Source organism: Blastococcus sp. VKM Ac-2987 (genome assembly GCF_026967805.1).
GTDB lineage: Bacteria > Actinomycetota > Actinomycetes > Mycobacteriales > Geodermatophilaceae > Blastococcus.
In genome coordinates this window covers 885,472-909,159 of the sequence record NZ_JAPVBG010000002.1, presented here as the reverse complement: position 1 = coordinate 909,159, position 23,688 = coordinate 885,472, and the positions used below count along the sequence as shown (strand labels likewise).

Genomic DNA, 23,688 nt, shown 5'->3' with positions numbered 1-23,688 from the left:
CGGTCGGCCGGCTCAGCGCGACGCGACGCGACTGCCCTCCCCGGCGGGCTCGGCCGTCGGCAGCGCACGGGAGCTCGGGCGCAGGTCGCGCTCGAGCGCCTGCCGCAGCCACGGTCCCAACGGGCGTTCCACCCACCGGTGCACCAGGTAGGCGCCGCAGAGCGCCACGAGGACGGTGGCCACCAGGACGAGGTGGGCAGGCAGGATCGGCTCGAGCCGGGAGATGAGCGCCCAGCCCGGGTACTCGTGCACCAGGTACAGGGGGTAGGTCAGGGCTCCGGCCGTGCCGAGCCAGCGCCACTGCACCCGGGAGATCCGCGTCATCGTGGCTGCGACGACCGCGGCGACGCACAGCAGCAGGAGCAGCGAGATGCCGCGGGCGGAGACACCGGCTCCGGCCACCGCCGCCGACCACGGGACGTAGTAGGTGATCGACACCCATAGCGCGAAGGCGGTGTTGGCGGCGAACAGCAGCCCGACGGTGGCGCTCCAGCCCTCGCGGTGGGCCAGATGGAGCAGGATGCCGATGCAGAAGAACGGCGCGGCGTTCGGTTCCAGGAGGGCGACGAGGAAGCGGGCGTCGGCCTGGGCCGCCATCATCCCGACCACCGGCCACGCCAGGCACAGCGCGAGGAGCCGCTCGCGGGTGATACCGACCAGGAGGAGCAGCCCGAGCAGCAGGTAGAACTTCAGCTCCACCCAGAGCGTCCAGTACACGCCGTCCAGGTGCGCGGCGCCGAACGCCGCCTGGAACATGGTCAGGTTCAGCGCCACGCCGGAGGGCCCGAGCTCCCCCCATACGGGGAACAGGTGCTGGTGCAGGTACACGACCGCGGCGGTGAGCAGGACCGCGGCCCAGTACGCGGGGAAGAGGCGCCCGGCGCGGGAGGCGACGAACGCGGGCAGCGGCCGCCCCCAGGCCGTCATGAGCACCACGAAGCCGCTGATCATGAAGAACAGGTAGGGCCCGAAGCCTCCGTAGAGCGTCACCCGGCTCAGCAGCGGGAAGACCTCCCGCACGCTGCTCCCCCAGGCCGGGCCGTCCCTGCCGGTGAAGTGGAAGAGGACGACTGCCATCGCCGCGACGAATCGCAGCCCGTCCAACGCCCACAGCCGCTCGCGTGCTGCACCCGTCCGCACCGTGTCCACTGCTGTCCTCCTCCGGCACACCGCGCGTCCTCACGATGAGCACGCCCGACGTGACGTCCCGGAGTGAGGATCGCCGCACCGCCAGACCTGAGCAAACCGCCGGGCGCACGGGTGGTGCCGCCGGTGCCGGAGGGGAAGCGGTGCGGCCGTGAGGCGGAGCGGGGCCGTCGCCCGGCGGTCACACCGGGCGCGCGGCGTTCGTCTCGTCCGGCGCGGCCAGGAAGGTGTCCAGGATCCGGCGGGCGGCCAGGGCGGGGGTGAGCTCGCCGGCCAGCACCGCCTTCTCCAGGTCGGGCACGGAGGTGCGCACGCCCGGGTGCGCCCGCAGCGAGTGCTCGAGGCCGTCCCGCACCAGCTGCCAGGTCCAGCGCACCTGCTGGGCGCGCCGTCGCTCGTCGAAGGCCCCGGAGAGCTTCGCCCGCTCCTGGTGCTCGACGAGCTTGGCCCAGACCTCGTCCATGCCCTCGCCGGTGAGCCCGGCGCAGGTCAGCACCGGCACGTCCCAGGGCTCCCCGCGCCCGCGCAGCATCCGGATCGCGGAGGAGAGCTCGCGCGCGGCCTTGCGGGCGTCGGCGGCAGCCGGGCCGTCGGCCTTGTTCACGGCGATGACGTCGGCGATCTCCAGGATGCCGCGCTTGATCCCCTGCAGCTGGTCACCGGTGCGCGCGATGGTCAGGAACAGGAACGAGTCGACCATCTCGGCGACGGTGATCTCCGACTGGCCGACGCCGACGGTCTCCACCAGGACGACGTCGTAGCCGGCCGCCTCCACGACGACCATCGACTCGCGGGTCGCCTGCGCGACCCCGCCGAGCGTGCCGGAGGTGGGCGAGGGCCGGATGAACGCGTGCTCGTCGACGGCCAGCCGGGCCATGCGCGTCTTGTCGCCCAGGATCGAGCCGCCCGACCGGGCCGACGACGGGTCGACGGCGAGCACCGCGACCCTGGACCCGCCGGCCGTCAGGTCCACCCCGAGCTGGTCGATGAAGGTCGACTTCCCGACGCCGGGCACCCCGCTGATGCCGACCCGGCGCGCTCCCCCGGCGTGCGGGAGCAGCTCGACCAGCAGCTCCTGCGCCCGCTCGCGGTGGTCGGCCCGGCGCGACTCGACGAGGGTGATGGCGCGCGCCATCACCCGCCGGTCGCCGGCCAGCACCCCTTCGGCGAGGGCCGGTACGTCGATCTCCCGCGGCATCAGTGACCGAGGCGGTCGGACAGCGTCCGCAGCAGCTCCTGCGCCGCCTCGGCGATGACCGTGCCGGGCGGGAAGACCGCAGCGGCGCCCATCTCCTTGAGGGTCGGCACGTCGTCGGGCGGGATGACGCCGCCGACGACGATCAGCACGTCGTCGGCACCGAGCCCGGCCAGCGCGTCGCGCAGCGCCGGCACCAGCGTGAGGTGGCCGGCGGCCAGCGACGAGACGCCGACGACGTGCACGTCGGCCTCCACCGCCTGCCGGGCGACCTCGTCCGGCGTCTGGAACAGCGGGCCCACGTCGACGTCGAAGCCGAGGTCGGCGAACGCCGTGGCGATGACCTTCTGCCCGCGGTCGTGCCCGTCCTGACCCATCTTGGCCACCAGGATGCGGGGGCGCCGGCCCTCGGCCTCGGCGAACTCCTCGGCCAGCCGCCGCGTCTCCTCCATCGGCCCGGATGCTCCTGCCTCGTCGCGGTAGACGCCGGAGATGGTGCGCACCTGGCCGGCGTGCCGCCCGTAGACGGCCTCGAGGGCGTCGGAGATCTCCCCGACGGTCGCCTTGGCCCGCGCGGCGTCGACGGCGAGCTTCAGCAGGTTGGTGTCGAGGTCGTTGCCGCGGCGCCCCTCGGCGGCGGCCCGGGCGGCGTCGGTGAGCCGGCCCAGCGCCTCGGTCACCGCGCGGCCGTCCCGGTCGCCCCGCAGCTGCTCTAGCTTGGCCTTCTGCTGGGCGAGCACGTCGGCGTTGTCGACCTTGAGCACCTCGATGGCCTCGTCGGCGTCGACCCGGTACTTGTTCACGCCGATGACCGGCTGGCGGCCGGAGTCGATCCGCGCCTGGGTGCGGGCGGCGGCCTCCTCGATGCGCAGCTTCGGGATGCCGTCGTCGATGGCCTGGGCCATGCCGCCGTGCTCGGCGACCTCCTGGATGTGCGCCCAGGCGCGGCGGGCCAGGTCGTAGGTGAGCTTCTCGACGTAGGCCGACCCGCCCCACGGGTCGACGACGCGGGTGGTGCCCGACTCCTGCTGCAGCATCAGCTGGGTGTTGCGGGCGATGCGCGCGGAGAAGTCGGTGGGCAGGGCCAGGGCCTCGTCGAGCGCATTGGTGTGCAGCGACTGGGTGTGGCCCTGGGTGGCGGCCATCGCCTCCAGGCAGGTGCGGACGACGTTGTTGTAGACGTCCTGCGCGGTCAGCGACCAGCCCGAGGTCTGCGAGTGGGTGCGCAGCGACAGCGACTTCGGGTTCGTCGCCCCGGCCTCCCTCACCAGCTTCGCCCACAGCAGGCGCCCGGCCCGCAGCTTCGCCACCTCCATGAAGAAGTTCATGCCGATGGCCCAGAAGAAGGACAGGCGGGGGGCGAACGCGTCGACGTCCATCCCGGCGGCCTGGCCGGCCTTCAGGTACTCGACGCCGTCGGCCAGCGTGTAGGCCAGCTCCAGGTCGGCCGTCGCGCCGGCCTCCTGGATGTGGTAGCCGGAGATCGAGATGGAGTTGAACCGCGGCATCCGCTGCGAGGTGAACGCGAAGATGTCGCTGATGATCTGCATCGAGGGCTTGGGCGGGTAGATGTAGGTGTTCCGCACCATGAACTCTTTGAGGATGTCGTTCTGGATGGTCCCGGTCAGCTGCTCCGGGGCCACCCCCTGCTCCTCGGCCGCGACGATGTAGAGCGCGAGCACGGGCAGCACGGCGCCGTTCATCGTCATGGACACCGACATCTTGTCCAGCGGGATGCCGTCGAACAGCTGCCGCATGTCCAGGATCGAGTCGATCGCGACGCCTGCCATGCCGACGTCGCCGGGCACCCGCGGGTGGTCGGAGTCGTAGCCGCGGTGGGTGGGCAGGTCGAAGGCGATCGACAGCCCCTTCTGGCCGGCGGCGAGGTTGCGCCGGTAGAAGGCGTTGGACTCCGTGGCGGTGGAGAAGCCCGCGTACTGGCGGACCGTCCACGGCTGCGTCGTGTACATCGTCGGGTAGGGGCCGCGCAGGAACGGCGGCAGCCCGGGCAGGGTCTCGAGGAAGTCCAGGTCGGCCAGGTCGGCCGGCGTGTACAGCGGCGGGACGGGGATGCCCTCGGGGGTCTCCCAGGTCGCCTCCGCCACGCTGCGGCCGGTCGCCTCCTCGAACGCCTTCGCCCAGTCATCGGCCGAGGACCCGGCGGACGGGGTGCCCAGCTCGACGGAACCGAAGTCGGGGATGCCGCTCATGCCTGCACTCCTTCGAGACCCAGCTCGGCGTGCACCGCGCGCAGCGCCGCGAGGGCGTCGCACCCGGCGAAGACGTATCCGTCGACCCCGTCCACGGCGAGGTCCGGCTTGCCGGCCAGCCACACCTGCGTGGCGCCGGCGGCCCTGAGCTCCGCCGCGAGCGCGGCGGCCCCGGACGCGTAGTCCTTGTCGGTGCCGCAGATGCAGGCCACCGTCGTACCCGCCTCGCCGAGACCGCTCGCGCCGTCCCCGGCCGGTGTGGCCAGCCCGCCGGCCTGGAGGAGGTTGCCGGCGAACGTGGCGCGCGCGGTGTGCCGGGCGATCGGGCCGATCGTGGCGAGGTAGACGGCGGGCCGCTCCCTGCCCGTCGACGACATGGCCGCGTCGGCGGCGTCGCGCAGCGCCTCGAACTCCTGCGCCGCGCGCACCCGGGGCAGGCCGCCGGTGGCCGGCAGGATCTCCGCCGCCGGCTGCCGCTGGGGCAGCTTCTCGGCGAGGTTGGGGAACTCGCTCACGCCGGTGAGCGCGTCGGCGCGGGTGGCCAGCCGCTTCGCGCGCGCGTCCCAGGCCTGCGCGATCCGGTCCCGCACCAGGCCCGAGGCCAGGGCGGCGGGCAGCCCGCCGGCCCGCTCGATCTCGGTGAACCAGTCCCAGGCGGCGCGGGCCAGGGAGTCGGTCAGCGACTCGACGTACCAGGAGCCGCCGGCCGGGTCGAGGACGCGGGCGAGGTGGCCCTCCTCCACCAGCAGGCTCTGGGTGTTGCGGGCGATCCGGCGGGAGAAGGAGTCGGGCAGGCCCAGCGCGGCGTCGAACGGCTGCACCGTGACGGCGTCCGCGCCGCCCACCCCGGCGGCGAAGCAGGCGACCGTGGTGCGCAGCATGTTGACCCAGGGGTCGCGCCTGGTCGTCATCACCGACGAGGTGACCGCGTGCTGGTGCTGGCCGCGCAGCTCCGCGGACACGCCGCTGACCTCGCCGACCCGGTCCCAGAGCCGGCGGGCGGCCCGCAGCGCGGCGATGGTCGTGAACTGGTCGGCGGAGGCGGAGTAGCGGAACTCCAGCGCGGCGACCGCCTCGTCGACGCCAAGCCCCGGGTGGGTGGGCGAAGACCCGGTCAGCGCCCGCAGGTAGGCGACCCCGGCGGCCAGCGAGCAGCCCAGCTCCTCGACCACGGAGGCGCCGGCGTCGGCGAAGACCGTGCCGTCGACGACGACGGTGCGCAGGCCGGGATGGGCGGCGGCGCGGCGGGCGACGTCGGCCAGCCCGGAGAGGTCCTGCTCCTCGCCGGAGGCGGCCTGGACGCCGAGCGGGTCCAGGCCCAGCGACCCGCCGGGCGCCAGATCGGTGCGCCCGTCGACGAGGGCGAGGAACGCCTCGGCCGCCGCGAGCCCGCCCTGCACGGTGACCGGGGCCAGGTCGAGGTAGACGTCGGAGAGCACCTCGCCCAGGGAGTCGACGGGGATCGCGCCGTCGCCGACCACCAGCCACAGCGAGGTGACGCCGTTCTCCAGGTCGGCGGCGATCGCCTCCTTCGTGACGGCGACGTCAGGGTGCGCGTGCCGCTGGCGGATGTCCCACCCGCCGGGCGCGCCCCCCGCGGCCCCGCCGGCGGCGGTGACCTCGGCCGATCCGGCCGGGCCGCCGGACGGGCGGGAACCGCGCACGAAGGGCGCCAGGCCGGGCTGGCCGACCGCGGCCGGGAGGTCGCCGGCGTCCTCGGCGGTGTACAGCGGGGCGACGGTGACGCCGGGGGCGACCGGGCGGCGCAGCGCGTCCTCGACCGGATCAGGGAGGTCCTCGCGGCCGGCCTTGCGCAGCACGCCGGCGACCAGGTCGCGCCACTGGTCGCGGGTCACCGCGTCGAACTCGCCCGCGAGCGCCAGGGCTTCGGGCACCTCGTGCTCGGCCGGCACCTCGGCGTCGGCCGGTTCGCTCGGCTGACCGCTGCTGGTCCGCTGGTCGGTGGAACTCATCCTCGGTGGGTCTCCTCGACAGGGGGTCGGGCTGAAGTGTCTCCGGGCGCCGGTCGGCGCGTGCGAGGGGGTGGCTGCGGGCCGGTCGAGGACGCCTCCGCGTCGGCCTCCAGCGCGAGCAGCGCGGTGCGGGCCAGCAGCCGCACGCCGACCCCGATGGCCCGCTCGTCGACGTCGAAGGTGCCCCGGTGCAGGTCGTAGGGCGCCCCGCCCCCGTGGGTGCCCAGCCGGGCCAGCGCGATCGGCATGACGTCGGCGAACCAGCCGAAGTCCTCCCCGCCCATGCTCTGCGGCGAGAGGACCAGGTGCTCCGCGCCGACGGTGCCGAGCGCGGCCGACCGCAGGAGCGCCACGGAGCGGGGATCGTTGACCACGGGCGGCACGCCCCGGATGTAGTCGACGCCGACCTCCGCGCCCGTCGTCGCGGCCACCCGCTCCACCAGCGAGCGCAGCAGCTCCTCGGCGCCCTTCCACGCATCGCGGTCGAGCACCCGCACCGTGCCGCGCAGCGTGCCGCGCTGCGGGATGGCGTTGGCGGCCACCCCGGCGTTCACCGCCCCCCAGACCAGCGACATCCCGACGCGGGGGTCGACCTGCCGGGACAGCAGCGAGGGCAGGTCGGTGATCAGCCGGCCCAGGGCGTCGACCAGGTCGACGGTGAGCTGCGGCCGGGCCGTGTGCCCACCCGGCCCGGTGAGGGTGACGTCCATGCGGTCGCACGCGGCGGTGATCGAGCCGGTGCGCAACCCGACCTTCCCGGCCGGCACCGACGGGTCGCAGTGCAGGGCGAAGGCGCGCGAGGCGCCGTCGAGGACACCCGAGGCGACCACCTCGGTGGCGCCGCCGGGCACCGTCTCCTCGGCGGGCTGGAACACGCACCGCACCCGGCCGGGCAGTCCGTCGAGCTCGGCGAGGGCCAGCGCCACGCCCAGGACGACCGTGGTGTGCACGTCGTGCCCGCAGGCGTGGCAGAGCCCCTCGCGGGTGGATGCGTAGGGCACGTCCTTCAGATCGGCCAGCGGCAGCGCGTCGATGTCGGCGCGCAGCACCACGACCGGCCCCTCACCGGTGCCGACCTCGCAGACCAGGCCCGTGCCGGTGGGCAGCCGGCGCGGGCGCAGCCCGGCCGCGCGCAGCCGCTGCTCGACGAACGACGTCGTCTCGAACTCGGCGAAGGCTAGCTCCGGGTGGGCGTGCAGGTGCCGCCGGATCGACACGAGCTCGGGGTGGTGGGTCCCGACCCAGTCGTCGACGGCCGTGGCCAGCTTCTCGACGACCGGGTTCATGCGGCGTGCCCGCCCGCGCACTCCGCCGGCCCGGGCACGGGGCCGTCGGGGCGTCCCGCCGGGCCGCGCGCCGGGAGGCCGTCGCGCAGCTCCGCCAGCAGGCCGTCGACGACGGGCGCGAGCGCACCGTCGTGCTCCAGGGCCACGGCCCGCTGCCGCTGGTAGGAGGCGCCGACCTCCAGCACGCGCAGCACGTCGGCGAGCTCCGCCTCGCAGGAGAGGCGCTTGGCGGTGGGCATCAGCTCCTCCACCAGCTCGGCGATCGCCTGGCGCACCGGCCGCACGGCGAAGTGCTCGTCGACGATGATCTCGGCGTCCAGCCCGTAGCGGGCCGCGCGCCACTTGTTCTCCCGGGCCACCCACTCCTCGGGTCGGGGCAGGGTGTAGCCGCGGTCGAGCTGGGTGTCGAACTGCTCGACCAGGCACTGCGCGAGGGCGGCGACCGCGCCCACCTCGTCGAGCGTGGGCAGCCCGTCGCAGATCCGCAGCTCCACGGTGCCGAAGTCGGGGTGCGGGCGGATGTCCCACCACACCTCGCGGACGCTCTCGATGCTCTTCGTGGAGATCAGCGTCTCCATGTACTCCTCGAACTCGTCCCACCCGGCGAGCTGGAAGGGCAGCCCGGCCGTGGGCATCCCCTCGAAGACCTTGGTGCGGGCCGACGCCAGCCCGGTGTCGCAGCCGACCCAGAACGGCGAGGACGACGACAGCGCCAGGAAGTGCGGCACGTACTGGCACAGCGCGTTGACGATCGGGATGACCTTCTCCGGCGCGCGGACGCCGACGTGCACGTGGACGCCGAAGATCTGCATCCGCCGGGCCAGCCACTGCATGCGCTCGACCAGTTCCTGGTAGCGCTCCTTGGGCGAGATCTCCTGGGTCTGCCAGTCGGTGAACGGGTGCGTGCCGGCGCACAGCACGCCGAGGCCGCGCTGGTCGGCCTGGGCGACGACCTCGGCGAGGGTGCCCGCCAGGTCGGCCTTCGCCTCGCTCACGGTGGTGCAGACGCCGGTGATGATCTCGATGGTCGACTGCAGCAGCTCGTGTTTTGCCTTGGGGTGCTCCTCGGCGCCCTCGGGCCGGATCGCCTCGAGGATCTCGACGGCGCCGGGCGCGAGCTCGCGGGTCTCGCGGTCGACGAGCTGCAGCTCCCACTCCACACCGAGGCTGGCGCGTTCCGAGCTACGGAAGGGGATCTCCACCATCGGGAGTCTAGGGACGATGCCCCTGCCCCACCCCCCGAGTCGGCGTCCGGTGGACACGATCACCCGTGCGGTGGGCCCCGCCCGCGCCGGGGATCCGCCGTCGTCGGGGTCCTGCGCTAGCGTCCCCGCGTGAGCCAGCCTCCCGGAACCGATCCGCAGACCCTCGCCACCCGCGCCGCAGACGAGCTGGTCCGCGCCGTCGGCGGGCCGCACGACGTGGCCGTCGTCATGGGCTCGGGCTGGGCGCCCGCGGCCGACGCCTTCGGCGAGGCGGACGCCGCCGTGGCGATCGGCGACCTCCCCGGCTTCGCGGCCCCGACGGCGGTCGGGCACGGCGGTCAGGTCCGCTCGGTGCGGGTGGGCGACCGCAAGGTCCTGCTCTTCCTCGGCCGCACCCACTACTACGAGGGCCGCGGCGTGGACCCGGTCGTCCACGGCGTGCGCACCGCCGCCGCCGCCGGCGTGCGGACGGTGATCCTCACCAACGCCGCCGGCGGGCTCGCCCCGGAGCACCGGGTCGGCCAGGCGGTGATCATCTCCGACCACCTGAACCTGACCGCGCGGTCGCCGCTGGTGGGCGCGCACTTCGTCGACCTCACCGACCTCTACTCCGCCCGGCTGCGCGCGCTGGCCCGCGAGCTCGACCCGGGCCTCGCCGAGGGCGTCTACGCGGCGCTGCCCGGGCCGCACTACGAGACCCCCGCCGAGATCCGGATGCTCCGCACGCTCGGCGCCGACCTCGTCGGCATGTCGACCGCGCTCGAGGCGATCGCCGCGCACGCGGCCGGGCTGGAGGTCTTCGGCCTCTCGCTGGTCACCAACGCCGCCGCCGGGGTCACCGGCGAGAAGCTCGACGCCGACGAGGTCATCACCGCCGGTCGGGCGGCCGCGGGCCGGCTCGGGGAGTTCCTGGTGGAGCTCATCGGGCGGCTGCCGTGACCGGCGACGGCGGCCCCGTCCTCGTCACCGGCGCCGCCGGCCGGATCGGCACGGTGCTCCGGGCCGGGCTGCCCGAGCGCGGCTGGGCGGTGCGCTCGCTGGACGTCGTGCCGGTGTCCGAGCCCCGCCCGGGCGAGGAGCACCTGGTCGCCGACGTCACCGACCTCGGCGCGATGACCGGGGCCGCCCGGGGCGCCTCGGCCGTCGTCCACCTGGCCGGCATCTCCGGCGAGTCGACCTGGGCGGCGATCTCGCACGCGAACATCGAGGGCACCTACTGCGCGCTCGAGGCCGCCCGGCTGGCCGGTGTGCCCCGCGTGGTCCTGGCCAGCAGCAACCACGCCTCCGGCTACACGGAGCGGCCCGCCGACGCGCTGCTGCGCGAGGCCGACGCGCCGCCCCGGCCGGACACCTACTACGGCGTCTCGAAGGTGGCGATGGAGGCCCTGGGCTCGCTGTACGTCGACCGGTACGGCCTCGACGTCGTCTGCCTGCGGATCGGCAGCGCCTTCGCCGAGCCGACGACGACCCGGCAGCTGTCCACCTGGCTCTCCCCCGCCGACACCGTGTCGCTGGTCGACGCCGCGCTCTCCGCGCCGTCCCCCGGCTTCTCGGTGGTGTGGGGCGTCTCCGACAACACCCGTCGCTGGTGGGACCTCTCGGCCGCCGAGGCGCTGGGGTACCGGTCCGCCGACGACGCCGAGCGCTACGCCGGTGCGCTGATCGAGGTGCACGGCGAACCCGACCTCGCCGACCCGGTGCACGGCCGCGTGGGCGGCGAGTACACGACGGCTGCGTTCGACGCGGAGAACTTCCCGGCATGACCGACGAGCTGCTCGCCACCGCACGGGCCTGGGCCGACGCCGATCCGCACGCGGGCGACCGCGCCGAGATCGAGGCGCTGATCGCGGCGGGGGACCTGGCAGAGCTGGGCCGCCGCTTCGCCGGGCCGCTCACCTTCGGGACGGCGGGGCTGCGCGGTCCGCTGCGGGCCGGGCCGGCGGGGATGAACGCCGCTGTGGTGCTCCGCGCCGCGGCCGGGGTGGGCCGGCACCTGCTGGACACCGGGCACGGCGGCGGGACCGTCGTGATCGGGTTCGACGCACGGCGGCGCTCCGACGAGTTCGCCGGCCTCTCGGCCCAGGTGCTCTCCGGGCTCGGCTTCCGGGTGCGGGTGATGGCGCGACCGCTGCCCACCCCGGTGCTCGCCTTCGCCGTCCGGCACCTCGGCGCGGCGGCCGGGGTGATGGTCACCGCGAGCCACAACCCGCCCGACGACAACGGCTACAAGCTCTACCTGGAGCAGGGGGCCCAGCTGGTCCCGCCGGCGGACCGGGAGATCGAGGCGGCGATCGCCGCCGTCGGCCCGGCGCGGGAGATCGCGCTCGCCGGCGGTCACGGGATCCTGGGTGACGACGTCCTCACCGATTACGTGACCGCGGTGGTGCGGGCGCTCGACCCCGAGCGGGTCCCGGCCGCCGACCGCGCCGCGCTGACCGTCGCCTACACCGCTCTGCACGGGGTGGGCGCATCGACGACCCGGCTGGTGTTCGCCGCGGCTGGCTTCGCGGAACCGGCCAGCGTGCCCGAGCAGGACGCGCCCGACCCGGCGTTCCCGACGGTCTCCTTCCCGAACCCGGAGGAGCCCGGCGCGGTCGACCTGCTGCTGGCCCTGGCCGAGCAGGTGGGCGCCGACGTGGCGATCGCCGAGGACCCCGACGCCGACCGCTGCTCGGTGGTGTGCCTCGGCCGGCAGCTCACCGGCGACGAGGTGGGCGCGCTGCTGGCCGACTGGCTGCTGCGCCGCGGCGTGCGCGGGACGTACGCGTCGTCGCTGGTCAGCGGCTCGCTGATGCACGCGATCGCCGAGGCCTCCGGGGCACCGTCGGAGGAGACCCCGACCGGGTTCAAGTGGATCATGCGGGCCGGGTCGCCGGCGGCGCCGCTGGTGTACGGCTACGAGGAGGCGCTGGGCTACTCGGTGGCGCCGGACGTCGTCCGGGACAAGGACGGCATCTCGGCCGCCCTGGCCGTGGCCCTGCTGGCGGCGGAGCTCAAGGCCGGCGGGCGCACCCTGCTGGACCGGCTCGACGAGCTGGCGGACGAGCACGGGCTGTTCGTCACCGGGCAGCTGTCGGTGCGGGTGGAGGACCTCTCGGTCATCTCCGACGCCATGTCCCGGCTGCGGTCGGCGCCCCCGGCCGCGCTGCTGGGCCGGCCGGTGGAGTTCGCCGACCTCGCCGGGGGCTCCCCGCCGGTGGACGCCGTCCGGCTGCTCGGCGACGGCGTGCGGGTGATCGTGCGGCCCAGCGGCACGGAGCCGAAGCTCAAGGCGTACCTGGAGACCGTCGTCCCGGTGCACGACGACGCCGGCCTCATCGCCGCCCGCGGGCGGGGAGCCGACGAGCTCGACCAGCTGCGCGCGGAGATGTCTGCGGCCCTGGGCCTCTAGCGCTGCCCCGGGCGCCACCCGGGGCGCCGCTCTGGGGTGCTCCTCGCGCTCCCGGGGGCCTGCAGGACTGCACGAGCACGAGCAACGCCCCGGGAGCGGAGCGCCGGGCGTCCGCGGCCGATCCGCTCGCCGCCTCAGGCCGGCGGCGGGCCGTAGCGGTTCGGGTACGGGTGGCCGCGCAGGAAACCGACCGTGACCAGCAGGACCAGCCAGCCGATCCCCGGCAGCAGGTTCCACAGCAGCCACCACGCGGAGTGGTCCCGGTCGTGCAGCCTGGTGACCATGGCGGCGACGTTGGGCACGAGCAGCACCAGCGCGGCGATCGCGGTGACCGGTCCGCCGGAGTCGGGGAACGGCCACAGGAGGTCGAAGCCCTCGCCCCGCTCCAGGCGCGGGTAGCTGTCGGGGAACCAGGTCGCGTCGATGTGGTTGGCGACCAGGCCCAGGAGGGCGAGCACGAGCACGTAGTGCACCCACCACACCCGCCTCGGGATCCGCCCCGTCGGCAGGAACCAGTCCGCCGGGCCGGTCCGCGCTGCCGTCGGCGCGGTCATCCGCCGACCGGCTCGCGGCAGCCCGAGGACAGCGCGCGCTGCGCCGCGGCGAGGACGGCGACGACGTCACGCCCGAAGGCGACGTCGCACGGGTGGGTCCCGCCGGTCATCGCCGCGGCGCCCAGCTCGTCCACGGCCACCCGGAACGCATCCACCGGGGCATCGACGTCGGGCAGCAGCACCAGCCGTCCGGCGTCGCCGTGCACGTAGAACTCGATGCCGGTCGACATGGGGGCGACCGTGTGCGACAGCGTGATGGTCGAGGCGGTGCCCGACTCGTGGGTGAGCACCAGGTGCACGGTGTCCATGAGGCCGGCGCCGGCCTGCACCGCCGCCACCGGTCCGAGCGCCGGCAGCAGCACCGAGAGCGCGTGCGGGCCGATGTCCCAGAGCGCGCCGCGTTCCTGCCGCCAGGGGGAGGCGGCGAACGGCGTCCCCGCCAGGGAGGACAGCCACGACCCGGCACCGCCGGCCAGCCGGGTGCGCGCGGCCTGGGTCAGCCACGTCGACGTCGCCGCCTGGAAGCGGAAGGTGAAGAACACCACCGAGGCGACGCCGGCGCCGCGCACGGCATCGACCACGCGGTCGGCCCCGGCCACGTCGAGCGCGATCGGCTTCTCCAGCAGCAGGTGCTTGCCGGCCTCGGCTGCGCGCAGCGCGAGCGGCGCCTGCACGTCGGGCGGGAGGGCGATCGCGACGGCGTCGACGTCGGCCAGCAGGGCGTCCACGTCCGCGTAGCCGGGAACCTCGAACTCGGCGCCCAGCGCCTTCGCCTTGGCGACGTCGCGACCCCACACGCCCACCAGCTCGGCGGACGGGTGGTCGGCGAGCGCGGTCGCGTGCACGGCCTGCGCCCAGTGGCCGGTGCCGAGCACCCCGAAGCGCACGGTCAGACCGCGCCGAACTGGCGGTCGCCGGCGTCGCCCAGCCCCGGGACGATGTAGGCCTTGTCGTTGAGGCCCTCGTCGATGCTGGCGGTGAACACCCGCAGCGGCAGGCCGCTCTCCTCCAGCCGGCGGATGCCGTCCGGCGCAGCGAGCGCGCACAGCACGGTGATCGACGTCGTGCCGCGGGCGGTGAGCAGCTCGCAGCAGTGCACCAGCGAGCCGCCGGTGGCCAGCATCGGGTCGAGGACGAAGACGTCGCGCCCGACCAGCGTCTCCGGCAGCGAGGCCATGTAGGCCTCGGGCTGGAAGGTCTCCTCGTTGCGGGCCAGCCCGACGAAGCCCATCTGCGACTCGGGCAGCATCCCGTGCGCGGTGTCGGCCATGCCCAGTCCGGCCCGGAGGACGGGGACGATCAGCGGCGGTGCGGCCAGCCGGAAGCCCGTCGTCGCCGTGACCGGGGTGGTGATGTGCTCCTCGGCCACCTCCAGGTCACGGGTGGCCTCGTAGACGAGCATCTGGGTGAGCTCGCGCAGGGCGGCCCGGAACATGGCGTTGTCCGTGCGCTCGTCCCGCATGCGGGTCAGGCGGGCACGGGCGAGCGGGTGGTCGACGACGGTGAGCTGCACGGGCAGCACCGTAGCGGCCGGGCCCGATGTGCGGCTCGGCGCCGCCCGTCCGCAGGTCCACCGCTCATGCCGCGACGAGCACCTCGCCGCGGGCTTCGGCCTCGAGTCGCCGCCGCAGGTCACGGTTCCCCATGAGCACGCCCACCACGTAGGCCATGTCCATGCGTTCCCCGTTGACGTGCATCGCGTCGGGCAGTGCGGGCGGTCCGTCCGGGAACAGCAAGGAGGCCAGACCCCCGGCAACCCCCGGCACCGGCTCCGCCGCCCCGCCGGCCGGCCGCGACGCCTCTGCCGCAGGAGCCGGCCGACGGGCGGCGAGCTCGTCGATGGGCTGGACGCCCACGAACGCATCCGGTGCCGGTGCCATGCCGTCACCGGCGAGGCCGTGCGCGAAGGCGGCATCCGCAGGGCCCCACACCCGCCGGCCGTCCGGCGCCACGGCGATCAGCCGTCCCTCGCGCCGCGCGAGGACCAGGCCCAGGTCGTGCACGAGGCCGTGGTCGACGTCGCAGAGCAGCACCATGTTCGCGATGTCGGTGCCACCGCCGAACAGCCAGTGCCGCATGTGGTGGGCGTGCAGCCGTTCGATCCTCGTCTCGGTGCACCCCGGCCGGGCGCAGCCGCCGTCGCGCCGCAGCAGTGCACGACGCTGCGCGGGGGTCGCCAGGCGGCGCCGGCGTCCGACGCCGAGCACCTCGCGGCCGCTCTCGAGCATCGTCACGACGGTCGACTCGCAGAGCATCCGCCGGACCTGCGCCGGGTGCAGCGCGGGACCGCCCTCGAGGTAGGCCTGCCCGGCCGCGGCGTCGTCGGCGACGACGGCCGCGTCCACGTGCACGACGACCTCGCGACGTGGTGGGTCACCCGGCCGCCGGTCGAGGTGGGCGGCCGCTCCGGCGAGCCGCCCGACCGCCGCGCAGCGCCGGGCCGCGGTCCGCTCCCGGGCACAGGCGACCTCGTCGCGCTCGTCCTCCTCGTGCGGGTCCACCGACACCGTCTCCGCGCCCGACGCGGGCTCCGCACCCGACGCCGGAGGAACGCCGGCGGACCGTTTCGCCTCGGCGCGGTCACGGCGGGCCTCGCGCTCGGCGATCGAGTCGACCGCCGTCAGGAACCGAGCACCCTCCTCGGCGTCCATGCGCATCCGCACGACGAGCATGCCGTCGTCGTCCCACCAGTGCTGGAACTGACGCTTCAGCGCGATGGTGTCCGGATCGACGCGGTCGGCCCGGCGCCAGGAGCGGACCAGCCGCTCGGTCTGCGACGCCGTCGCCTCCAGCGCCAGCTCGAGGAGGGACTGCTCGGTGTCGGGGTCCGCGATGCGGGTGAGCGCCCGCGCCTTGGAGTAGGACAGCCGCCCCTCGGCGAACGCCGCGGAGATCAGCGGGAGATCGTCCAGAGCGCGGGCGACCCGGACGTGCTCCCGGGCCGTGCCCGGCGACATCCCGCACTGCCAGGCCAGCCAGTGGGCGCAGGAGGCGATGCCGACCGCGTGCCAGCCCTCCCGCCGGTCGAACTCCGCGACCAGCCGCAGCCAGGCGGCGGTCGCCGCCGCCAGCCGCACCGCGCCGGACGTGATCGCACGCGCCAGCTCGGGCAGGGACGTCTCGGTCACGGTCGCCTCCTTCGAATGCGTGTTCGAAAGCTATCCGGGAGGGGTGACAGTTCCCCGGCGATCGAGGCGTCGCCGCGGGAACGCCTCAGGAGCAGCGAGTCAGGCGCCGACGCGCGGCGGAGCGGAGGCGCCGGACGTTCCCGCGGGAACGTCGGGACCCGGTGCCGCGGCGGCGTTCCCCGACCTCGGGCGCCGGCCGAGGGCGACCGGTGAGACGTTCCCGCGGGAACGCCGGTGCGGGACGCAGGCGACGGCACACCAGGCGAACCGCTCCGGCGGGTGAGCAGTGTCGGCCTCCCGGGCGGAGCAGGGGAGAATGACGGGCATGACCCACGTGCTCGATCCCGGCGCGCTGTCGGACGACGCCCGGGCGCTGGCCGCGCCGACGCCTCCCTACGACGACGTCACGCGCTCCGACTCGGCGTTCCGCGCCTTCCTCCACGGCCTGCCCGGCGTCGACCAGGTCGGTGCGGAGGCCCGGGTGGCGCAGCTGGGCACCCGCTCGATCAAGACGACGTCGAAGGCCTGGGCCATCGACACCGCGATCTCGATGGTCGACCTCACCACCCTCGAGGGCGCCGACACCCCCGGCAAGGTCCGCAGCCTGGCCGCCAAGGCGAGGCGGCCCGACCCGTCCGACCCGACGACCCCGCAGGTCGCCGCGGTCTGCGTCTACGGCGACCTCGCCGGCGTGGCCCGGGACGCCCTCGGGGACAGCGGCATCCACGTCGCCGCCGTCGCCACCGCGTTCCCGAGCGGCCGCGCCAGCCGGGCGGTGAAGATCGCCGACGTGCAGGACGCCGTCGCCAACGGCGCCGACGAGATCGACATGGTCATCGACCGGGGCGCCTTCCTCAGCGGCCGCTACCTCGACGTCTACGAGGAGATCGTGGCGGTGAAGGAGGCGTGCGGCGACGCGCACCTCAAGGTGATCCTGGAGACCGGGGAGCTGGTCACCCTCGACAACGTCCGCCGGGCCAGCTGGATCGCGATGCTCGCCGGTGGCGACTTCATCAAGACCTCGACCGGCAAGGTGAGCCCTGCCGCCACCCTCCCGGTCGGCCTGGTGATGCTGGAGGCGGTCCGCGACTTCCGCGCCGCCACCGGCCGCCAGGTGGGCTTCAAGCCGGCCGGCGGCATCCGGACGACGAAGGACGCGATCAAGCACCTGGTGCTGATCAACGAGACCGTCGGCCCCGACTGGCTGGACCCCGACTGGTTCCGCTTCGGCGCCTCCAGCCTGCTCAACGACCTCCTCCTGCAGCGGCAGAAGCTGCGCACCGGCCACTACTCCGGCCCCGACTACGTCACGGTGGACTGACCGACGATGACCAGCAGCACCCGCGCCCCCTTCGAGTACGCCCCGGCCCCCGAGTCGCGGTCGATCGTCACCATCGCCCCCTCGTACGGCCTGTTCGTCGACGGCGAGTTCGTCGACGGCTCCGGCGAACCGCTGAAGACGGTGAACCCGGCCACCGAGGAGGTGCTCACCGAGGTCGCCACCGGCACCTCCGCCGACGTCGACCGCGCGGTGCGCGCCGCCCGGAAGGCGTTCGAGAAGACCTGGGGGCCGATGCGCCCCGCCGACCGCGGCAAGTACCTGTTCCGCATCGCGCGGCTGCTGCAGGAGCGCGCCCGCGAGTTCGCCGTCCTGGAGTCGCTGGACAACGGCAAGCCGATCCGGGAGTCCCGCGACGTCGACGTCCCCCTGGCCGCCGCGCACTTCTTCTACCACGCGGGGTGGGCCGACAAGCTCGAGCACGCGGGCCTCGGGCCGGACCCCCGCCCCCTCGGCGTGGCCGGTCAGGTCATCCCCTGGAACTTCCCCTTGCTGATGCTGGCCTGGAAGGTCGCCCCCGCACTGGCCACCGGCAACACGGTCGTGCTCAAGCCGGCCGAGACGACGCCGCTCACGGCGCTGCTGTTCGCCGAGGTCTGCCGGCAGGCCGACCTGCCGCCGGGCGTGGTCAACATCGTCACCGGCGCCGGGGAGACCGGCCGGGCGGTCGTCGAGCACGAGGACGTCGACAAGGTCGCGTTCACCGGCTCCACCGAGGTGGGCCGGTCGATCGCCCGCGCCGTCGCCGGGACGCAGAAGAAGCTGACCCTGGAGCTCGGCGGCAAGGCGGCCAACATCGTCTTCGACGACGCCCCGATCGACCAGGCCGTCGAGGGCATCGTCCAGGGGATCTTCTTCAACCAGGGGCACGTCTGCTGCGCGGGCTCCCGGCTGCTGGTCCAGGAGTCGATCCACGACGAGGTCATCGCGAGCCTGCAGCGGCGGATCGGCACCCTGCGCGTCGGCGACCCGCTGGACAAGAACACCGACATCGGCGCGATCAACTCGGCCGAGCAGCTCGCCCGCATCCGGGAGCTGTCCGACATCGGCGAGGCCGAGGGCGCCCAGCGCTGGCAGCCGGCCTGCGAGCTGCCCGAGCGCGGCTACTGGTTCCCGCCGACGGTCTTCACCGACGTCTCCCCCGCGCACCGCATCGCCCGCGACGAGGTCTTCGGGCCGGTGCTGTCCGTGCTGACGTTCCGCACGCCCGACGAGGCCGTCGCGAAGGCGAACAACACCACCTACGGCCTGTCGGCCGGCATCTGGAGCGAGAAGGGGTCGCGGATCCTGAAGATCGCCGATCAGCTGCGCGCCGGTGTGGTCTGGGCCAACACGTTCAACAAGTTCGACCCGACGTCGCCGTTCGGCGGCTACAAGCAGTCCGGCTACGGCCGCGAGGGCGGCCGCCACGGCCTGGCCGCGTACCTGGAGAGCACCCGATGAGCGACCGTCTGGCCGTCCGCAAGACCTACAAGCTGTACGTGGGCGGCGCCTTCCCGCGTTCGGAGAGCGGCCGCACCTACGAGGTGACCGACGCCCGCGGCCACTTCCTCGGCAACGTCGCCCGGGCCTCCCGCAAGGACGCCCGCGACGCCGTCGTCGCCGCGCGCGGCGCCTTCGCCAGGTGGTCGGGTGCCACCGCCTACAACCGCGGCCAGGTGCTCTACCGCGTGGCGGAGGTGATGGAGGGCCGGCACGTGCAGTTCTGCGAGGAGGTCTCCGCCGCCGAGGGTCTGTCGGGCTCCAAGGCCCGGGCCGCCGTCGACGCCGCCATCGACCGCTGGGTCTGGTACGCGGGCTGGACCGACAAGCTGGCCGCGGTCCTGGGCAGCGCGAACCCGGTCGCCGGGCCGTACTTCGACTTCTCTCTGCCCGAGCCCTCCGGCGTCGTCGCCGTGCTGGCCCCGCAGCAGTCGAGCCTGCTCGGCCTGGTCAGCGTGCTGGCCCCGGTGCTGGCCACGGGCAACACCGCCGTCGTCGTCACCTCGGCGGAGCGGCCGATCCCGGCGGTCACCCTCGGCGAGGTGCTGGCGACCAGCGACGTCCCCGGCGGCGTGGTCAACCTGCTCACCGGCGACGCCGAGGAGCTGGGCCCCTGGCTGGCCGAGCACGCCGACGTCGACGGCATCGACCTCACCGGCGCCCCCGCGAGCCGGGCCATGGAGTTCGAGCGGGAGGCCGCCGGCACGATCAAGCGCGTCGTCCGGCCCCCGGCGACCGAGCCGGACTGGACCGCCGATCCGGGCCTGTCCCGCATGACCCCCTTCCTGGAGACGAAGACCGTCTGGCACCCCATCGGCATCTGATCCGACCCCGCCGGGGCCCTGCGCCACCCCGAGGTGCGCCGCTTGCCCGGCAGGGCAGGATGGTCGGGTGGCCAGGCCCAGCATCGTCCCCATCGCACTGACCCTCGACGACCGCACGGGGTACACCCTGTGGGCTCCGCCGTGGGAGGAGGACGGCGAGGAGTGGCAGGCGTTCCTCGGCACGACCGAGGGTGACGTGGCCACCGTGCACCTCTTCCCGACGCCGGCGAAGCTCGCCGCGTTCTGCCGCACCAGCACCGACCACGACCTCGCCGACCACCCGGTGTGGCCGGTCGTCGCCGGGCTCGGCGCCGCCGACCTGACCCCCGACGACGACCACCGCTACGACCTTGACGGCGTGTACGACATCGCCGCGGAGAACCCCGACCGGTGGGCGGTGGAGGAGCTGGCCGCGACCGTCGACATCGTCAGCCGGCTGGCCGAGTGCCTGGACACCAGCGACGAGGACGACGACGAGCAGTTCGAGGCCGTCGCCGAGCTCGCCGGCAAACCGGAGATCGGCTCCCTCGGCCTGGGCGAGGAGGCCTTCGCCGGTCGCTCCGGCGAGGACGCGTGGATCGGCGTCGGCAGCGTCCTCGACGAGCTGTGGGAGGACGTCGTCGAGGAGCTCTCCGAGCACCTTGACTGGACCGGCGGGGGCACCGCCACGGTCCAGGAGTACCCGTCGGCCTCCGAGGCGGCCGAGGAGGACACCGGCCCCGGCATCCCCGAGGACGACGAGGACGACGACCAGGTGGCCGGGGCCCGGCCCGCCCGCACCGCACCCACCGGCTCGACCGCCGCCTCGGCGGCCGCCGGGGGCGGGGTGCGCACCATCGCGCGGGTCGGCCGGGTCACCGCCTCCCCCGCCGCGGTCGCCGAGGCCGCGGAGTTCTGGGAGGCCGTCGGGATCCTGCCGGTCGAGGTCGTCGTCCCCGAGGGCGCCGGGGTGACCCTGCGCTGCTACGTGGAGGACGTCGCCCGCTTCCTGGGCCGGGACGGCGAGGTGTTCGTCTTCGACACCCCGGCCGACCTGGCGCGGTTCTGCGCGAGCGGCGAGCGGCACGACCTCACCGAGATCGCGTCGTGGCCCGAGGTCGCCGACACCGACACCCTGCCGCTGCCGGCCGAGCAGGACCGCTACGACCTCACCGAGCTCTCCGAGGTCCTGACCGAGGTCGCCGACGGCGCCGCGGGCCTGGTCCCCCACCGGGCGCTGGCGCAGCCGGTCGAGGGCGTGCGCGACCTCGCCGAGTACGCCGGCCTGTCCCGGGTCGAGGAGCTCCTCGCCCCGACGGCGCCCCTGGGCCAGGCGGTCGCCCGCGCGGACCGGCAGCCCGAGGCGCCGCTGGCCGCCCCCGACGCCGCGCAGCTGCGCCCGGAGTGGGACGAGGTCGTCACCGCGGTGAGCGGCGCCCTGGTCTTCCGCGACTGAGCTGGGGACGACGGCGGCCCGCCCCGGGATTCCGGGACGGGCCGCCGTCGTAGGTGGTGCGGGTGGTCAGCCCTGGCGCGGGGGACGCGCGGAGCGCTCACCGGTGAACCGGCGCTCGCCACCGGGCCGACCCGAGCGCTCGCCGCCGCCGGAGCGGTTGCGGTCGCCGTAGGACCGGCGCGGGCCGCCACGCGAACCGCCGGGGCGGTCACCCTCGCGACGCGGGCGGCCACCGGGGCCACCGCCGCCGCGGCGCATGTCGCGCTGGGTGCGCTCCTTGGGCTCGACCGGGATGCCGGCGGCGACCAGGTCGATGATCGGCTGGTCGCCCGGACGGGTCCGGTCGAGCGGCGGGTCGACCTTCGCGGTGCGGAACCGTCGCTTGGCCTGGCCGACCTGGTCGGGCAGCAGCAGCGAGACGACGACACCAGCGGCTCCGGCGCGGGCCGTGCGGCCCGAGCGGTGCAGGTAGGTCTTGGCGTCCGTCGGCGGGTCGTAGTGCAGCACCAGCGAGACGTCGTCGACGTGGATGCCGCGGGCGGCGACGTCGGTGGCGACCAGGACCGGCGAGCGGGCGTCGGTGAACTCCTCCAGCGCACGCTTGCGCGCCGCCTGGGGAAGCCCGCCGTGGATCGCCTCGGCCTTGATCCCGGCGGCCTTCAGGTTCTCGGCCAGCCGGTCCACACCCAGCTGGGTGCGGGCGAAGATGATCGTGCGGCCGGGGCGGCCGGCGAGCTCGGTGGCCACCTGCAGCTTGTCGCGGAACGCCAGGGTGAAGGCCAGGTGCTCGGCCGGCGGGGCCTCGCCGCCGGGGCGGACGACCTCGTGCCGGGCCGGGTTCTTGAGGTAGCGGCGGACCAGGCTGTCGACCTCGCCGTCCAGGGTGGCCGAGAACAGCAGCCGCTGGGCGTCGCGGTCGGTCTGGTCGAGCAGCTCCTTGACGACCGGGAGGAAGCCCAGGTCGGCCATGAAGTCGGCCTCGTCGAGGACGGTGATGACGACCTCGGAGAGGGTCACCTCGCCCTGGCTGATCAGGTCCTGCAGCCGGCCCGGGGTGGCGATGACGACGTCGACGCCACGACGGAGCTGCTGGATCTGGCGGTACATCGGCGCACCGCCGTAGACGGCGATGAGCTGGACACCGCTGGTCTGGCCGAGGGGCGCCAGCGCGTCGTGCACCTGCTGGGCCAGCTCGCGGGTCGGCACGAGGACCAGCCCGCGCGGCGCGCGGCGGCCGTTCTTGACCTCCTGGCCCACGCGGGCCAGCAGCGGCAGGCCGAAGGCCAGGGTCTTGCCCGAGCCGGTGGCCGCCTTGCCCAGCACGTCCCGCCCGGCGAGCGCGTCGGGCAGCGCGGAGGTCTGGATGGCGAAGGGGCGGTGGATGCCGCGCCGCTCGAGCGCGGTCACCAGCGGCTGGGGCAGACCCAGCTGGTGGAAGGTCGGGCCGGTCGGGGCCTCGACGGGCTGCTCGGCCGCGGTGTCCGCGACGGCGTTCTCGATGACGTTCTCAGTGGTGTTCTGACCAGCGTTCTCGGTCGTGCTCGACTCGAACGAAGCAGGGTGGACCAAAGTCATGCGGGGTGGGGCTCCGATACTGCTCGGAGCGCGTCCCGTGAAAGAGGAAGAGCACCGTCACGTACCGGCGTCCTCACTTGGCGATCGTCTGCGCCCAGAAGTGGAACGCGGGATCTGCACGGATGCGCTCGTGCCCGGACAAACCGTCCGGGAGGATGACCGGCCTTGTGCCGGTACCTCTACGGTAGCAGCGAAGATCGCGGAGCTGTTCCCGCGACCGGGGGTGACGGACCCCACGCCGCGGTCAGTCGGCCTCCTCGTCGGAGTCACCGGCGCTGACCGCGAGCACGCCGTCGAGGTCGGCGAGCTCCACCGCGAGCCGGGTCACCGGGCCGGTGCCCTCCACGGAGAGCCGCACGGTCGCCTGCCGCGTCGCGGTGCCGCGGGCGCCGTCGTCGGCAGCCGTGGACAGGTCGCGCACGGTGAACCCGCGCTGCGTGCACTCGGCCAGCGCCCGGCGGAGCACCCCCTCGCCGTCCCGGTAGGTGACCACCAGGGAGTGCACCCGCGTGATCCGGCCGGACAGCCGGCGGGCGAGCGGGGTGAACCCGTAGGAGACGAGGAAGTGCGCGGCGGTCGCGACGACGGCGAAGAGCCACAGCCCCGCGCCGGCCGCCATCCCCACGGCGGCGGTCAGCCAGACGATCGCCGCCGTCGTCAGCCCGCGGACCGCGTCGCGGCGGACGAAGATGAGCCCGCCGCCGATGAACCCGAGGCCGGAGACCACCTGCGCCGCCACCCGGGAGTCACCGAACTGCGCCTGGCTGATGACCATGAACAGCGCCGCGGCGAACCCGACGACGGTGAGCGTCCGCAGCCCCGCCGCCTTGTGCCGGAGCTCACGCTCGAGACCGATGAGCGCGGACAGCACGAACGCGACCCCGAGGTCACCGACCTGCGCCCAGGTCTGACCGGTGGGCTCGGCGGCGAGCAGGAGGGACACGG

General features: G+C 74.6%; 19 protein-coding genes. 7 read left to right on the top strand and 12 right to left on the bottom strand.

Annotation, left to right across the window (positions count from 1 at the left end):
• Positions 1 to 12: 12 nt before the first annotated feature.
• The 6 genes from O2W17_RS13330 to O2W17_RS13305 all read right to left on the bottom strand — a co-directional run bounded on the left by O2W17_RS13330 (position 13) and on the right by O2W17_RS13305 (position 9,015).
• Positions 13 to 1,149: an acyltransferase family protein gene (locus O2W17_RS13330; protein ID WP_269192902.1), complete on the bottom strand. Its 1,137-nt coding sequence runs from the start codon at positions 1,147 to 1,149 to the stop codon at positions 13 to 15.
• A gap of 178 nt (positions 1,150 to 1,327) precedes the next feature.
• Positions 1,328 to 2,344: a methylmalonyl Co-A mutase-associated GTPase MeaB gene (gene meaB, locus O2W17_RS13325; RefSeq protein ID WP_269192901.1), complete on the bottom strand. Its 1,017-nt coding sequence runs from the start codon at positions 2,342 to 2,344 to the stop codon at positions 1,328 to 1,330.
• On the bottom strand, positions 2,344 to 4,551 hold the full coding sequence (scpA, locus tag O2W17_RS13320; RefSeq protein ID WP_269192900.1) for a methylmalonyl-CoA mutase: 2,208 nt from the start codon (positions 4,549 to 4,551) through the stop codon (positions 2,344 to 2,346). The genes meaB and scpA overlap by 1 nt, the downstream gene beginning before the upstream one ends.
• Positions 4,548 to 6,524 (bottom strand): methylmalonyl-CoA mutase subunit beta, encoded by a 1,977-nt coding sequence (locus tag O2W17_RS13315; RefSeq protein ID WP_269192899.1) that lies wholly within the window; start codon positions 6,522 to 6,524, stop codon positions 4,548 to 4,550. Before O2W17_RS13315 ends, scpA begins: the two co-directional genes overlap by 4 nt.
• On the bottom strand, positions 6,521 to 7,810 hold the full coding sequence (locus O2W17_RS13310; protein ID WP_269192898.1) for an amidohydrolase: 1,290 nt from the start codon (positions 7,808 to 7,810) through the stop codon (positions 6,521 to 6,523). Before O2W17_RS13310 ends, O2W17_RS13315 begins: the two co-directional genes overlap by 4 nt.
• On the bottom strand, positions 7,807 to 9,015 hold the full coding sequence (locus O2W17_RS13305; RefSeq protein WP_269192897.1) for a glutamate--cysteine ligase: 1,209 nt from the start codon (positions 9,013 to 9,015) through the stop codon (positions 7,807 to 7,809). Before O2W17_RS13305 ends, O2W17_RS13310 begins: the two co-directional genes overlap by 4 nt.
• 129 nt (positions 9,016 to 9,144) lie before the next feature.
• Here O2W17_RS13305 and O2W17_RS13300 point away from each other — a divergent pair, with 129 nt between their 5' ends.
• From O2W17_RS13300 to O2W17_RS13290, 3 genes are read left to right on the top strand one after another with little or no spacing between them, the layout of a single operon-like run.
• On the top strand, positions 9,145 to 9,954 hold the full coding sequence (locus O2W17_RS13300) for a purine-nucleoside phosphorylase (protein ID WP_269192896.1): 810 nt from the start codon (positions 9,145 to 9,147) through the stop codon (positions 9,952 to 9,954).
• Positions 9,951 to 10,778 (top strand): NAD-dependent epimerase/dehydratase family protein, encoded by an 828-nt coding sequence (locus tag O2W17_RS13295; RefSeq protein ID WP_269192895.1) that lies wholly within the window; start codon positions 9,951 to 9,953, stop codon positions 10,776 to 10,778. Before O2W17_RS13300 ends, O2W17_RS13295 begins: the two co-directional genes overlap by 4 nt.
• Positions 10,775 to 12,406: a phospho-sugar mutase gene (locus tag O2W17_RS13290; RefSeq protein WP_269192894.1), complete on the top strand. Its 1,632-nt coding sequence runs from the start codon at positions 10,775 to 10,777 to the stop codon at positions 12,404 to 12,406. The genes O2W17_RS13295 and O2W17_RS13290 overlap by 4 nt, the downstream gene beginning before the upstream one ends.
• A 134-nt stretch (positions 12,407 to 12,540) precedes the next feature.
• Here the strand turns inward: O2W17_RS13290 and O2W17_RS13285 are convergent, their stop codons facing one another.
• The 4 genes from O2W17_RS13285 to O2W17_RS13270 all read right to left on the bottom strand — a co-directional run bounded on the left by O2W17_RS13285 (position 12,541) and on the right by O2W17_RS13270 (position 16,088).
• On the bottom strand, positions 12,541 to 12,960 hold the full coding sequence (locus O2W17_RS13285) for a DUF805 domain-containing protein (RefSeq protein WP_269192893.1): 420 nt from the start codon (positions 12,958 to 12,960) through the stop codon (positions 12,541 to 12,543).
• Positions 12,957 to 13,847 carry a Gfo/Idh/MocA family protein gene (locus O2W17_RS13280; RefSeq protein ID WP_269192892.1) on the bottom strand — a complete coding sequence of 297 codons (891 nt, stop codon included), beginning with the start codon at positions 13,845 to 13,847 and terminating at the stop codon, positions 12,957 to 12,959. Before O2W17_RS13280 ends, O2W17_RS13285 begins: the two co-directional genes overlap by 4 nt.
• A 2-nt stretch (positions 13,848 to 13,849) precedes the next feature.
• Complete coding sequence (gene upp / locus O2W17_RS13275; RefSeq protein WP_269192891.1) at positions 13,850 to 14,473, bottom strand: uracil phosphoribosyltransferase; 624 nt, start codon at positions 14,471 to 14,473, stop codon at positions 13,850 to 13,852.
• Between the two features lie 64 nt (positions 14,474 to 14,537).
• Entirely contained in the window at positions 14,538 to 16,088 is a 1,551-nt protein-coding gene (locus O2W17_RS13270; RefSeq protein WP_269192890.1) for an HNH endonuclease signature motif containing protein, read from the bottom strand.
• A gap of 325 nt (positions 16,089 to 16,413) precedes the next feature.
• On the opposite strand from O2W17_RS13270, the gene deoC reads away from it, so the two are divergent.
• The 4 genes from deoC to O2W17_RS13250 all read left to right on the top strand — a co-directional run bounded on the left by deoC (position 16,414) and on the right by O2W17_RS13250 (position 21,168).
• Positions 16,414 to 17,409 carry a deoxyribose-phosphate aldolase gene (gene deoC, locus O2W17_RS13265; protein WP_269192889.1) on the top strand — a complete coding sequence of 332 codons (996 nt, stop codon included), beginning with the start codon at positions 16,414 to 16,416 and terminating at the stop codon, positions 17,407 to 17,409.
• A 6-nt stretch (positions 17,410 to 17,415) separates the two neighbouring features.
• Positions 17,416 to 18,870, top strand: a complete 1,455-nt coding sequence (locus O2W17_RS13260) for an aldehyde dehydrogenase family protein (RefSeq protein WP_269192888.1) — start codon at positions 17,416 to 17,418, stop codon at positions 18,868 to 18,870.
• Positions 18,867 to 19,733, top strand: a complete 867-nt coding sequence (locus tag O2W17_RS13255) for an aldehyde dehydrogenase family protein (protein ID WP_269192887.1) — start codon at positions 18,867 to 18,869, stop codon at positions 19,731 to 19,733. Before O2W17_RS13260 ends, O2W17_RS13255 begins: the two co-directional genes overlap by 4 nt.
• A 67-nt stretch (positions 19,734 to 19,800) precedes the next feature.
• Entirely contained in the window at positions 19,801 to 21,168 is a 1,368-nt protein-coding gene (locus O2W17_RS13250) for a hypothetical protein (protein ID WP_269192886.1), read from the top strand.
• 66 nt (positions 21,169 to 21,234) lie between these two features.
• On the opposite strand, the gene O2W17_RS13245 is transcribed toward O2W17_RS13250, so the two are convergent.
• On the bottom strand, positions 21,235 to 22,743 hold the full coding sequence (locus O2W17_RS13245; RefSeq protein ID WP_269192885.1) for a DEAD/DEAH box helicase: 1,509 nt from the start codon (positions 22,741 to 22,743) through the stop codon (positions 21,235 to 21,237).
• Positions 22,744 to 22,987: 244 nt separating this feature from the next.
• Complete coding sequence (locus tag O2W17_RS13240) at positions 22,988 to 23,686, bottom strand: MgtC/SapB family protein (protein ID WP_269192884.1); 699 nt, start codon at positions 23,684 to 23,686, stop codon at positions 22,988 to 22,990.
• Positions 23,687 to 23,688: the final 2 nt, after the last annotated feature.

Excerpts from the sequence above, each read along its gene's own strand:
- meaB (WP_269192901.1), bottom strand. The coding sequence starts at position 2,344 with ATGCCGCGGGAGATCGACGTACCGGCCCTCGCCGAAGGGGTGCTGGCC.
- scpA (WP_269192900.1), bottom strand. The coding sequence starts at position 4,551 with ATGAGCGGCATCCCCGACTTCGGTTCCGTCGAGCTGGGCACCCCGTCC.
- O2W17_RS13315 (WP_269192899.1), bottom strand. The coding sequence starts at position 6,524 with ATGAGTTCCACCGACCAGCGGACCAGCAGCGGTCAGCCGAGCGAACCG.
- O2W17_RS13310 (WP_269192898.1), bottom strand. The coding sequence starts at position 7,810 with ATGAACCCGGTCGTCGAGAAGCTGGCCACGGCCGTCGACGACTGGGTC.
- O2W17_RS13305 (WP_269192897.1), bottom strand. The coding sequence starts at position 9,015 with ATGGTGGAGATCCCCTTCCGTAGCTCGGAACGCGCCAGCCTCGGTGTG.
- O2W17_RS13290 (WP_269192894.1), top strand. The coding sequence starts at position 10,775 with ATGACCGACGAGCTGCTCGCCACCGCACGGGCCTGGGCCGACGCCGAT.
- O2W17_RS13285 (WP_269192893.1), bottom strand. The coding sequence starts at position 12,960 with ATGACCGCGCCGACGGCAGCGCGGACCGGCCCGGCGGACTGGTTCCTG.
- deoC (WP_269192889.1), top strand. The coding sequence starts at position 16,414 with ATGACCCACGTGCTCGATCCCGGCGCGCTGTCGGACGACGCCCGGGCG.
- O2W17_RS13260 (WP_269192888.1), top strand. The coding sequence starts at position 17,416 with ATGACCAGCAGCACCCGCGCCCCCTTCGAGTACGCCCCGGCCCCCGAG.
- O2W17_RS13255 (WP_269192887.1), top strand. The coding sequence starts at position 18,867 with ATGAGCGACCGTCTGGCCGTCCGCAAGACCTACAAGCTGTACGTGGGC.
- O2W17_RS13245 (WP_269192885.1), bottom strand. The coding sequence starts at position 22,743 with ATGACTTTGGTCCACCCTGCTTCGTTCGAGTCGAGCACGACCGAGAAC.